The sequence below is a fragment of the Natronoglycomyces albus genome (assembly GCF_016925535.1).
Lineage (GTDB): Bacteria > Actinomycetota > Actinomycetes > Mycobacteriales > Micromonosporaceae > Natronoglycomyces > Natronoglycomyces albus.
In genome coordinates, this window is record NZ_CP070496.1 from 2,015,871 (window position 1) to 2,028,489 (window position 12,619).

Sequence of the window (12,619 nt, forward strand, 5' to 3'; positions counted from 1 at the left end):
CTTAGCGGTCGCGCTGATTCAAGTCGGGAGCTTGCCAGTCACTGATAAGAGGTTCCCAAGACACATAGTCGTTGTGAGGGAAGTACGCCTGGAAAGCGCGCACGAGCGTATCTACCTTCGGAGGAGCCCCATGGGTAAACCGATCGAACTGGACGCAGATCTTCACAGCCTTGACGAAGTATCCGCCAGAGACGGCTGCACCAGCGTGGTCACCTGCTCGCGCGGCCGGTGTGGGCCAGGGATCGTACACGAGGTCCGTACACTGGACATCGGTCAGCCACGGTAGCCGTACACGGTCCAAGGCGCCTGGTGGCAGCGCCGATATGACGTGGTGGGCACCGAATGATTCCCACACATCCTCCCAGCGGCGCGCCATCAGGTCCAGTTCCAGGCGTTCCGCCGCCGGCCGCATGCCTTCTATGGCCTCAGGCGTCCTGGCGAACACCTCGACGTGCGCAGCTTCGTTTGTCCAAGCGGCACCCAGAGCCGAAAACGCGGCATTGCCCGCGCCCAGGATCGCATAATGGGTGTTACCCGCCGTTCCACTACGGCCTGCTCCGGCATCGATTCCCAAGAATTCCGTGTGGTCGGGAAGCCATCCATCATCGCTTCTCACCAAGGTATCGGCCCGCCGTAGCGCCCACGTGATGCTGACGTTTGGTTGCTGTGAAATCGGTTCCGTGGCAATCGAATACGCCAAAGGCTGTAGATCAGCCAACACGCTCAGGCCAGTCCAGGTGGAGTCCAGCGAGTCGACAAACTCGGCGAAATCCTCTGGAGCAACCGTAAACCGCTCACACGTTCCCTCCACGCCAGTGACCGAAAAACACGTTCGGAAAAGATGCTCGTAGATCTTCGGTGGCTCAGACGATCCGACAATCGCGATCTTCACGCCTATTGAATCCCGTTCTCACGTGCGACGTCCGTGCCCGCCTGGTGCTCGGCGTAGGTGTCAGAGAAGATCGCCAGGCCAGTGTCGGGGTAGGCGGTCACAAAATACTGCCAGTCTTCGCCTGGCGTGGGCTCCAGGGCACCTTCGAGTTTGTTGAGCCCGGGGCTGCCAATGGGCGTGGGAGCAAGCCCCTCGTTGGCGCGGGTGCTGACGGCCCAGGGGTTCGACTCATCGTGCATTTCGCTACCGTCCATGTCGCCCGAAGGGATCGGAGGAATTCCCATCAGACGGTTGCCGTAGTTCCACACCGCTTCCGTGCCTAGGCAGTTGCAGCCGTGTTCCTCGATAGCTCCAGGGTGATAGAGCCGGTTGTACATAACGCGAGCGATACGCGGATCGTCTTCGAGGTTGCCCGATTCGCCTTCGATGATCGCGGCAACTTGGAGCACCGCCATAGGCGTAGCGGGGACATCCATGGCTTCCACTCGGTTATAGAAGTCCATCTGCTCCATCTGGGAATTGAAATGTGCCACCATTTGTTCGAGAATTTCTTCGGCCGTGGCACCTTCGGGGAACTCATAAGTGGCCGGGTAGAGGAATCCTTCGATGCTCAGCTGATAGGTGCCGCCTTCGCCATCGTCAAACCACAGCGGGTCAACGCCGCGGGCGATCGGGTCGGAGGCGGCTTCTTCGAAGTCCTCCACAGGCAATCCGGTGTGTTCAGACAGGAGCTCGAACGTCTCGAAAATGCGGTGGCCTTCGGGCAGAGTCACGCCGTTGATAATGCGGTTGGCCGGATCAGCCAGATAGCGCAACGCGGACTCGGCCGACATCTCCTGTTCCATTTGGTAAATACCCGGTTGGATACGAGAGCCAAGTTCATCGTTTTGAGAGGCGGCGGAGACAAACGCTTGGGCCGAAAGAACAATGTCGGCTTCTTCGAGTTTTGCCCCCATTTGCGCGATACTCTCGCCGGAGGCTATCTCTATTTGTACGGCTATGCCGTTCCCGTCCCCCTCGTAGTCGGGGCCGTATCCACCTACGAATGTCTTGTATCCCCACCAGCCACCGACAGCAACGACTCCAAAGAGGATTATCACTGCTGCCATAGCCACGATGGTTTTACCCGATTCGCTTCGCCGATGGCCGCGTGGGGCGTCGTCACGGTCGTCGTCGAACTTGTCGAGCATGAATTGTCACGCCTTCCGGTGCAGCTCCAACCACTGTTGGAGTATCTCCACGGCGGCTGCCTGGTCCACAACCGCGCGTCGGCGTTTTCCTCGCACGCCTCGCTCGGCCAGTCGTCGGGTAGCCACTGCGGTGGTGAGGCGCTCATCGATCAGCCGAACTGGTACCGGGTCAATGACCTCGGTGAGGCGACTGACCCACTCGCGAGTGTGAGAGGCGGCCAGCCCTTCCTCACCGGATAGGGTAACGGGTAGACCAACTATTACTTCGACTGCCTCATATTCATCAATAATTGCAGCCAATTCTCGCAAATCCTGAGGCACATTGTCACTTTTAGTTTTCAAATCACGGCTGACAGTAGCTACCGGTGAGGCGAGAATTCCGTCGGGATCGCAGGCGGCCACCCCGATACGTACTTTGCCAATGTCGATGCCCAAACGGCGACCCCGCCGCCACTGCGAATCAGTGGCGGCGGGGTCAACGGAGTCGTTCACGTCAATACCTAATTCTGTCCGACGAGACGAGACACGGTCTCCAACAACTGCGAGGCTTCCGCGGCCGCGACGCCGCCACCTTGAGCGATGTCGTCATTGCCGCCTCCGCGTCCAGACAGGGCACCCTTGACGAGCTCGGAGGCGCTAAGGTCGCGTCCGCGAGCGGCATCGTTAACTCCGACCACAAGGGAGGCTTTCCCGCCAGCTGTGGCGACCACAGCTACGACGGAAGGCTCCGTCGAGCTCATGTGATTGCGGATCTGCATGACGAGTTTGCGCACGTCTCCGCCCTTGGTACCTTCCGGAGCCCGCACAGTAGCCAGATTGACCCCACCGACGAGGGACGCGTTCTGAGCGTGCTCGGCAGCCTTGGCCATGACGATCTGGCCACGCAGCTGCGCCAGCTCCTTCTCGGCTTCCTTCAGCTGAGCGATGGTGGCTTCCACCCGCTCACCGACCTGCTCAGAGGGGACCTTGTAGATCCCAGAAAGCTGGTTGACCAGCGCGTGCTCGCGAGCGAGGAATTGGAAGGCGTCGATACCCACCAATGCCTCCAGACGCCGCACACCAGCACCCACCGACTGCTCGGTGAGGAACTTGACCATGCCAATTTGACCAGCATGGGTGGTGTGGGTACCACCGCACAGCTCCCGGGAAAAGTCGCCGACGTCGACCACGCGGACCTCATCGCCGTACTTTTCACCGAACATGGCCACTGCGCCCATCTCCTTGGCCTCCGCCAACGAAGTGATGAAGGAGCGAACTTCCAGATCCTCGTTGAGGACCTCGTTGACCTGCTGCTCGGCATCGTGCAATACCGAGTTCGACACGGCTCCAGGCGTATTGAAGTCAAAGCGCAGACGCCCCGGGGAGTTCAGCGAACCGGCCTGGGTGGCCGTTTCCCCTAGGAAGTTGCGCATCGCCTTGTGGACCAAGTGGGTCGCGGTGTGGGCACGTGAAATCGCGCCCCGACGACGCCGGTCAATCTGCGCGAAGCCAGTTTCGCCGGAGCGAATACCACCGCGCACCACTTTGGCCCGGTGCACGATCAGCCCATCGACTGGTGTTTGGACGTCGTAGATCTCCAACTCACCGTCGGAGACGACCAAAGTTCCGTTGTCGGGCTGCTGTCCGCCACCTTCGGCGTAGAAAGGCGTGGCCTTGAGAATGACCTCAACCTCATCGCCTTCTTCGGCGTCTCGCACGGCTTGCCCGTTGGCTCCGATGAGAGCCAGAACGTCAGACTCCCTGCGATCCTCGGTGTAACCGGTGAAGGTCGACAGGCCGTTGGTGTCACGCACCTGGTGGTAGACGGACAGATCGACGTGACCGGTTTTGCGGGACTGGGCGTCGGCCTTCGCGCGCTGCCGCTGCTCGGTCATGAGCCGGCGGAAACCGGTCTCATCGACCTTGAGGCCCTGTTCCTCAGCCATCTCCAACGTCAAGTCGATGGGGAAACCGTAGGTGTCGTGCAATTCAAACGCCTTGGTACCGGAAAGCACCGCGCCACCTGAGCGCTTGGTCTCGGACACGGCAGTGTCGAGGATCGTCGTTCCGGTGCGCAGCGTGCGCAGGAAGGCGTCCTCCTCGGCGTATGCATAGGTGCTGATGCGCTCGAAGTCAGCGGCCACCTCTGGGTAGGCGTCCTGCATGCAGTCGCGGGCGACCGGCAGCAAGTCCGGGAGCGCGGCTTTGTCATAGCCCAGCAGACGCACGGAGCGGATCGCGCGGCGCATCAGTCGGCGTAGAACATAGCCCCGGCCCTCGTTGGAGGGCACAATTCCGTCGCTGATGAGCATGAGACTGGAGCGCAGGTGATCGGCGACCACGCGGAATCGCACGTCGTCAGGGTGAGACTGTGAGGCAGTCTGGCTGGTGGAGACACCGTATCGCTTACCGGTGAGCTCCGTGGTCTTGTCGATCAGGGGACGGACCTGGTCGATTTCGTACATATTGTCGACGCCTTGCAACAGGGCGGCCATACGCTCCATGCCCATGCCGGTGTCGATGTTCTTCTTCGGCAATTCGCCCAGAATGTCGAAATCGTCCTTACCCTTGCCTTCGCCTCGTTCGTACTGCATGAACACGAGGTTCCAGTATTCGAGGTAGCGGTCTTCGTCGACTTCGGGGCCGCCGTCGGGTCCGTAGGCGGGCCCACGGTCGTAGTACAGCTCCGAGCACGGCCCACATGGTCCGGGGATTCCCATGGACCAATAGTTGTCGGCCATGCCGCGGTGGACGATGCGCTCGGCGGGCAAGCCGATGACCTTATTCCAAATCTCGTAGGCCTCATCATCGTCGTGATAGACGGTGGCCCAGATCTTTTCGCCGTCGAGGCCGAAGCCTCCGTCCGCCACGGAGTTGGTCGACAGGGCCCAGGCGTGCTTGATGGCCTGTTCTTTGAAGTAGTCCCCAAAAGAGAAATTGCCGTTCATCTGGAAGAACGTGCCGTGACGAGAGGTCTTGCCGACCTCGTCGATATCAGGGGTGCGGATGCATTTCTGAATCGAGGTGGCACGGCGATAGGGCGGCGTGGCCTGCCCCAGGAAGTAAGGGACGAACTGCACCATCCCGGCAGGAATGAACAGTAGGTTCGGGTCGTCCATGGCCGGCAGGGGTGCCGATGGGACCACCGTATGGCCGTTGTTTTCGAAGTACTTAAGAAATCGTCGTTGGATTTCCGCAGTCTGCATGGTCTGGCACCTCCTTTAAATGGTCGACCGGCCCGGTGGCGATTCATCGAGCCAGATGTCTTCGTCGTCTTCTTCGCTCAGCAGCGGGGCAACATCCTCACCGCGCTCCATGGCGGTCCACAGCTGCAGTTCCTTGTCTGCCGAGGCTGCGGACACATCGTTCCAAAACTGTCGAGCTGAGGATTTTATTCCCGCCGCGCTCTCTTGGACTCGATGTGCGATTCCGCCGGGAGTGACACACTCGGCCGCTTTGGTGACCTTGCGAACCACGATCACACCGACGGCGACGCCCACTCCAAGCCACAGTATGCGTTTAAACACGCGAACTCCTCAAGCCAATTCTATCCGGCGGACTACTTCTTGCGACGCTTGCGCTCTTTGCGAGTGGCCTTCACCAAGTCTTTTGCTTCAGCCTCGTCGAGGTCCGCATTACGCTTCGTCACAGCACGACGCACCCCGAAACCGAATGCCGCAAGTTTCACCAGAGGCGTGGCCGCCGCCGAGGCAATCAAGGTAGTCACATTCGCCACATTGCCCGAGACCTGTTGCGCATGGTCAGTGATCGAAGACACCTTGACCAGCTGGCCGTTGACTTCGTCTAGTGACATGTGAACTTGACGCAGCGTGACATTTACGTTGTCTACAGTGGTGTTGACATTGTCTAGCAACGGCCCCGTGCGCTGTTCTACGTCGTCAAGCGTCTTCGACACTTTGGCGAGTATCCCCCGGACATAGACAACGAGGATGAAGCTCGCCGCGATACACAGGAGCAGAACCCCCAGACCAATCAGGAAAACTCCCATGTCCGAACCGCTGGTGAATTCAAAAGCCAAGGTCTGCCCCGACACCACTGTCCCCCACTCCTTCATGGACTCGAAAGCTCCGCGCAGTGCCACATTATGCACTTCGCCCGCAGAGCGATCATCCGTATGACTGTGCGTAAAAATATGCTGGTTGGCCACGAATGTGGCGCAAAGTCGACCATACCTTGCGTAACGACCTACATCTCGGCATGGTCACTAATGGGCGTGCGACTATCGATTATGAAACCGACGTCGCCGCTGGCTATTCGGAGAGTCGACTCCCGGCCACATTTGAAGCCACGAGAATCACCGCCCGCACACAGGCATCCTCCGAGTCATCGCAGGCCTGCTGGGGTAGCACCCACAGCAAGGCGAAAAGGTCATCGCGAACCCAACACGAGGCGCCAACCGCCCCGGGGCAACTTCTCTGCGGCCGCTCCTCCCAACTCAACTCCGTGAGCGAGGAGCCAAATGCCTCAGCGGTGGCCTGGACCGAACCATACGAATCCCACGTGCGCGTCCGCCGACGACAGCTCTCCACACACCAACGCGAACCTTCCACACTTTCATTTACTATCCCGGAGACCCAGTCCGGCACCGTGATCTCATCGACGGCACGCAGGGTTGGATCAGTTCGTAGATCTCCGGCGACAACTACCACACCCGTCATCACGAGCACTGCGGCGACAATCACCGCAACTGAGGCGGTCTTCAATCGCACGATGCGCCGATAGTCGGACGCCAGTTCACTGCGGATGCGATTGCTCGGGCTTTGCGCACGCGAGCTCATCGAGCATCACCGCCGGACTCCGCGCCACCAGAGCCCGAACGCACAATACGTCGCAACTTGTTGACCCGGTCGGACAAGTCAGCCTCGCCACCATAAGTGGTGGGCCGGTAGTAGTCCCGACCAGCCACGGGCTCAGGCGCGTAGTCTTGCGCCACGATGCCACGCGGATAGTTGTGCGGGTATCGGTATCCAGATCCATGCCCAAGCTTCTTCGCGCCTTGATAGTGAGCGTCGCGAATGCCAGCGGGCACCGGACCGACCAAACCTTTGCGCACATCGCTCATCGCCTCATCAACGGCGACAATGACCGCATTCGACTTGGGCGCGGTGGCGGCATGAATGACCGCCTGCCCCAAGGCCAGACGAGCTTCGGGCAAACCTATGCGTTCTACGGCCGCCGCCGCTGCCGTAGTCGTTTGCAGCAGCGTCGGATCGGCCATGCCCACGTCCTCAGAGGCGAAGATGACCAAACGCCGAGCGATGAAGCGTGGGTCCTCACCGGCCACAATCATGCGAGCCAGCCAATGCAAAGCCGCGTCCACGTCCGAGCCGCGCAAACTCTTAATGAACGCCGAGGCGATGTCGTAGTGGCCATCACCGGAACGATCGTAACGAGCCGCGGCCATGTCGATGGCCTTGGAAACCGACTCGACATCGATGACGGTTTCACCACGCGAAAGAACCGAAGCCGCCGCTGCCTCCAGTGCCGTAAGCGACTTGCGCGCGTCCCCAGCGGCGAGCCGAACCAAGTGCTCCCGGGCCTCTTCGGTGACAGAGACCGCCTGCGACAAGCCGCGTTGATCGGTTAGCGCCCGATCGATCAGCACTCCCAGGTCCTCGTCGGTGAGGTCGTGCAGAGTTAGGATTATGCACCTACTGACCAGCGGAGACACGACTGAAAAATACGGATTCTCGGTCGTGGCGGCCAAGAGGGTGATCGTACGGTCCTCAACCGCCGACAACAATGAATCCTGCTGGGTCTTGTTAAAGCGGTGCACCTCGTCGATGAAGAGAACAGTTTGCGCGCCTCCGGTACGCCGAATCTGGCGAGCGTGATCGATCTCGGCCCGCACCTGTTTCACCCCTGAGTCCAGGGCCGACAGCGACCGAAACCGGCGATCGATGGCCCCGGCGACCAAGTGAGCGATCGTGGTCTTTCCGCTACCGGGCGGCCCCCAGAGGATGACTGACATTGGTTGACCGCCATGCACCAGTTGCCGCAACGGCGCTCCGGAGGCAAGTAGGTGCTGTTGGCCAACCAGCTCCTCCAGGTTCGACGGACGCATCCGCACCGCCAGCGGGGCATCGGTGGGAATTGCCGAGGCCGCAGTATCGTCGTCATGACTGTCGAATAGTCCGGGAGTGTCCATCTACGCCAGAATAGTGCACTCCTAAGACAGCACGGAGAATCAGCCACTGTTGGAAATGGCTAGCGCCCGAGGTCTCACCGAACTCACATCGCTTTGTCATCGCGCCGAACCGAGCCGAATTCTTCTCACTTATCAACAATTCGGTCACCTTCGAACCCGTTCCTGCGGCACCAATCACAGACTGAGGGTGGCGACGCAATCCGAAATAAGCTAGGTTAGGCTTGCCTTAATCAGCTAAGGCTTACTTAACAGCACTAAACGACTAGTAAACGACAAACAAAACGCACGTGACATTTGGCGTTTATTGGTCGACAAGAATATAGACGACGAAGCCGGACCGAACCACATCGTGACATACGGATCAGCCCGGCTTCAACGGCCAGTGACGGTGCGCAACACCTCAGACCACCTCAACGACACTCGCCTCGTACGCGCGTGTCGCCCCAATGCGCCGGTGGCACACCGATCGCCCGCTCACAGGCCCTTCATATCGCCCTCTGGAAGGAACCAATGAAGTACCCGACTTTCAAGCGGACACTGGCGGCCTCAGCCGCCGCCGCGATGGCCATCAGTCTGGCCGCTTGCGGCAGCGACGACGACAATGACAATGGTAACGGCGACGACGACACGATCACGCTCTACTCCGGTCGCAACGAAACCCTCGTCCAGCCGCTGATCGACCGCTTCACCGAACAGACCGGCATCGAGGTAAACGTCCACTACTACAACACCGCCGAGGCCGCCAGCCTTCTGCTCGAAGAAGGCGAGGCAACCAACGCGGACATCTTCCTGGCCCAAGACGCCGGTGCGCTGGGCGCCGTCTCCAAAGCTGGACTCTTCGGCGAGATCGACAGCGACCTCACCGCTGACGTCGACCCCCGATTCAAAGCCGACGACGACACCTGGGTTGGCCTGACCGGTCGCTCCCGCGTCCTCATCTACAACCCCGACGAGATCGGCGACGCCGAACTTCCCGACTCGGTACTGGACATCACCGACGGACCATGGGCTGGAAATGTCGGCATCGCGCCGCTCAACGGTTCCTTCCAAGCTTTCGTCACCGCTCTCCGAGTGGCCGAGGGCGACGACGCCGCCGCCCAGTGGCTCCAAGACATGGCCGACACCGACGCGCCCTTGGAAGAGAACAACGGGGCGATCATCGACGCGGTTGTCAACGGCGACATCCCGGCTGGACTAGTCAACCACTACTACATCTGGGAGCGAGTCGTCGAAGCCGGAGTCGAGCTCGACGAGTTCGAAGGCCAGCTGCACTACTTCGCCGCCGGAGACGCGGGCGCGCTAGTGAACATCTCTGGGGTGGGCGTGCTGAACCGCGCCTCCGACAACGACAACGTGCGGGCCTTCGTCGAGTACTTGCTCAGCGAGGAAGGACAGAACTTCTTCGTCACCGAGACTTACGAGTACCCCGTCGTGACCGGAATCGCCGGCCCCGAAGGCCAGCCGTCGCTGGAGGAGCTCAACGGACCAGACATCAACCTGAACGATCTCGATGACCTGGAGACCACCGTTCAGATGATTCAGGAAGCAGGACTGGCCTAGCTTGCCACTTCGATCAACTCTGTTGCGGCCTGGGGCCACCCGAACACAACGGGTGGCCCCAGGCTGGTCGTACTTGTGGTGCATACCGGCCGTCATCGTTGCGATTACCCCTCTGATCTACCTGTGGGTCCGTACCTCTGAGTTGGGCTGGGAGACCATCGATGGTCTGCTGCGCAGACCACGGCTTCTAGAAATGGTCGGCAACACGCTCATATTGGCGGCAACGGTGACCGTCGGAGTCCTGGTCATCGGTATTACGACGGCGTTTTTGGTGTCGCGCACCGATATTCGATTCCGCGCGCTCATTCACATCCTGGCCGCGCTGCCGCTTGCCGCCCCCACTTACGTGACCGCCTTTGCCTGGCGGACCACGTTCACCGGATTCGAAGGATTCTGGCCCACGGCCATCGTTCTCACCCTCGCGACCTTCCCCTACGTTCACCTCCCGGTCACAGCGGCGCTCTCACGCACCGACCCCGCCCTGGAGGACATGTCGCGTTCGCTGGGGCGCGGCCCCTGGACGACATTTTTCGCGGTGACGATCCGCCAAATCGCACCGGCGGCAATCGCGGGAGGCCTGCTCGCCTCGCTGTACGTACTCTCCGACTTCGGTGCCGTCTCCATCCTCAAATACGAAACGTTCACCACCGCGATCTATTCCTCCCACCGGCTCGGATTCGCCCAAGACGGAGCACTCCTCTACTCCAGCGTCCTCGCCCTGATCGCCCTGGCGGTGCTCGCCAGCGAATGGGGAGTCAGCTCCCGGGGGCGTAACGTCCGACGCACCCGCGCTGACGGTGGAGCAGTCCGCACAGCCCGCCGCATTCGGCTCGGATGGCGGCAAGTGCCCATTTGGATCGGCATTGGAGCACTCACCTGGGCCTCACTGGGGGTCATGGCATGGAGCCTCCTGAAATGGAACATCGTAGGCGTCTCCCAGGCGGGCACCGCCGAGTTGTGGTCAGCCGCGGCCACCTCGCTGGGCTTGGCGGCGGTGGCCACAGTCGCGACCATGTTGCTGATCGTTCCCGTCGGCCTCTACGTGGCACGGCATCGAGGGCCGTTGGCGGCGGTCACCGAACGACTGATGTACATCGGGCACGCGTTGCCAGGAATCGTCGTTGGCCTATCGCTAGTCTTTATGGCCATCAACGTCACGTGGCTTCAAGAGAACATGTATCAGACCACCGCCTGGCTGATCGTCGGTTATGCCGTGATCTTCCTGCCATTGGGGCTCGGGGCCGTCAAGGCCGCAGCCGAACAGGCCCCGCCTCGTTTGGGTGAAGTGGCTCGGTCGTTGGGCCGGCGGCCCTCCGAAGTGTTCAGGACGGTCACGCTGCCGCTAACGGCGCCGGGCATCGCCGCTGGGGCCGCACTGGTATTCCTGACAGCGATGAAAGAACTACCGGCGACGTTGCTCTTGCGTCCCGCGCACATCGACACATTGGCCACCCGCCTATGGACGTACACCGATGTGTCGGCATTCTCGGCCGCGGCTCCATTCGCGGCGCTATTGGTCTTGTTGTCGGCCATTCCTACCTGGCTGCTGGCCAGTCGATTTGGGAGGAACTGATGGGTGAACTGCAACTGCGGAAAGTCTCGAAGAGATTCGGTCCCACCCGCGCATTGCACGAAATCGACCTCGACATTCCCTCAGGCCACATGACGGCCGTGCTGGGACCGTCGGGCTGTGGGAAGACGACACTGCTGCGATGTGTGGCGGGTTTTGAGTCTCTCGACGCCGGTGAAATATGGGTCGCCGGAGGCCGCATCGACAATCTGCGTCCCGAACGCCGCAACATCGCGGTCGTACCCCAAGAGGGTGCCCTCTTCCCCCATCTGACCGTCGCACGCAACATCGCCTATGGACTACGGCGCTTCGCGCGTAAGTCAGATCGAGTCAGCGAAGTGTTGGAACTAGTTGGTTTGCCCGGCTACGAAAAACGGATGCCACACGAACTGTCAGGTGGCCAACAGCAACGGGTGGCATTGGCCCGCGCCATGGCTCCGCATCCGGCACTGATATTGCTCGACGAGCCGTTCAGTGCCTTGGACGCAAGCTTGCGGGCGGACCTGCGAGCCCAAGTGCGCCAGGCCTTGGCCGCCGACGAGGCTACGGCGGTGCTGGTCACTCATGACCAAGAGGAAGCACTGAGTGTGGCCGACAAAGTAGCGGTGATGTGCGAGGGCCAGATCCAACAGGTTGACATCCCAACGCAGCTTTACAGCCGTCCCACCAACGAGTGGGTGGCGCGGTTCGTGGGAGAGGCAGTCATGGTTCCAGCTCAAGTTCGTTCGGGACGGGCCGAAACGTCGCTGGGGAACCTCCCGGTCGACGTTGCCGACGGTACCGCGCGAATAATGGTCCGCCCCGAGCAGATCCAACTGGACCATACGGCCGTCAGTGGGCCGACGGCGACAATCGCCCACATCGAATACTTCGGCCATGACACATTGGTAGACCTCCAGTTGAGTGATGGCATGGAGGTCACCGCCCGTATTCTCGGCGCGGCGCCTCAGGTGGGCCAGGAAGTCTCGGTAAGCGTCAGCGGTGACGTGGTGGCCTATCAAGCCGACAAGCCCCTCATCACTGAGAAAGCTGCCTAAGCGGATAGTGCGGGGTTTCATGGAACCTCGTACATATCCCCCAACCTGCCGAGGATGTCGGTCCACATGGGCCCACCTGTGGCCCTAAGGCGGAACCCGTAACTCAGAGACGCCCCAAGCGCTACCGCTCGCCTGTAAAATCGGCCCACCTGGTATGCCCATCGGTCACCGCAACCGTACGCAACGGCCTCTATGGTCTCGCACGTATTTCGCGCCAAGCGG

11 protein-coding genes are annotated in these 12,619 nt (G+C 60.9%); 3 read left to right on the plus strand and 8 right to left on the minus strand.

The window, feature by feature from the left end; genetic code table 11:
* Position 1 precedes the first annotated feature (1 nt).
* From JQS30_RS08580 to JQS30_RS08615, 8 genes are all read right to left on the minus strand, one after another.
* Positions 2-892 (minus strand): hypothetical protein, encoded by an 891-nt coding sequence (locus JQS30_RS08580; protein ID WP_213169879.1) that lies wholly within the window; start codon positions 890-892, stop codon positions 2-4.
* A gap of 2 nt (positions 893-894) precedes the next feature.
* Positions 895-2,082 (minus strand): endolytic transglycosylase MltG, encoded by a 1,188-nt coding sequence (locus JQS30_RS08585; RefSeq protein ID WP_213169880.1) that lies wholly within the window; start codon positions 2,080-2,082, stop codon positions 895-897.
* A 6-nt stretch (positions 2,083-2,088) separates the two neighbouring features.
* Positions 2,089-2,574, minus strand: a complete 486-nt coding sequence (gene ruvX, locus JQS30_RS08590) for a Holliday junction resolvase RuvX (protein WP_213169881.1) — start codon at positions 2,572-2,574, stop codon at positions 2,089-2,091.
* 8 nt (positions 2,575-2,582) lie between these two features.
* Entirely contained in the window at positions 2,583-5,267 is a 2,685-nt protein-coding gene (gene alaS, locus JQS30_RS08595) for an alanine--tRNA ligase (RefSeq protein ID WP_213169882.1), read from the minus strand.
* Between the two features lie 15 nt (positions 5,268-5,282).
* Positions 5,283-5,588: a hypothetical protein gene (locus tag JQS30_RS08600; protein ID WP_213169883.1), complete on the minus strand. Its 306-nt coding sequence runs from the start codon at positions 5,586-5,588 to the stop codon at positions 5,283-5,285.
* Between the two features lie 32 nt (positions 5,589-5,620).
* A complete protein-coding gene (locus JQS30_RS08605) occupies positions 5,621-6,163 on the minus strand; it encodes a DUF948 domain-containing protein (protein ID WP_213169884.1) in 543 nt (180 codons plus the stop codon).
* A gap of 169 nt (positions 6,164-6,332) precedes the next feature.
* The gene (locus tag JQS30_RS08610) at positions 6,333-6,860 is read right to left on the minus strand and encodes a hypothetical protein (RefSeq protein ID WP_213169885.1); all 528 of its coding nucleotides are present in this window, start codon (positions 6,858-6,860) and stop codon (positions 6,333-6,335) included.
* Positions 6,857-8,230, minus strand: a complete 1,374-nt coding sequence (locus tag JQS30_RS08615) for a replication-associated recombination protein A (protein ID WP_213169886.1) — start codon at positions 8,228-8,230, stop codon at positions 6,857-6,859. Before JQS30_RS08615 ends, JQS30_RS08610 begins: the two co-directional genes overlap by 4 nt.
* Positions 8,231-8,740: 510 nt before the next feature.
* On the opposite strand from JQS30_RS08615, the gene JQS30_RS08620 reads away from it, so the two are divergent.
* From JQS30_RS08620 to JQS30_RS08630, 3 genes are read left to right on the plus strand one after another with little or no spacing between them, the layout of a single operon-like run.
* Positions 8,741-9,790, plus strand: coding sequence for an iron ABC transporter substrate-binding protein (locus tag JQS30_RS08620; RefSeq protein WP_213169887.1), 1,050 nt, complete (start codon positions 8,741-8,743; stop codon positions 9,788-9,790).
* A gap of 52 nt (positions 9,791-9,842) precedes the next feature.
* Positions 9,843-11,363, plus strand: a complete 1,521-nt coding sequence (locus tag JQS30_RS08625; RefSeq protein WP_343076205.1) for an ABC transporter permease — start codon at positions 9,843-9,845, stop codon at positions 11,361-11,363.
* On the plus strand, positions 11,363-12,397 hold the full coding sequence (locus tag JQS30_RS08630) for an ABC transporter ATP-binding protein (RefSeq protein WP_213169889.1): 1,035 nt from the start codon (positions 11,363-11,365) through the stop codon (positions 12,395-12,397). The genes JQS30_RS08625 and JQS30_RS08630 overlap by 1 nt, the downstream gene beginning before the upstream one ends.
* Positions 12,398-12,619: the final 222 nt, after the last annotated feature.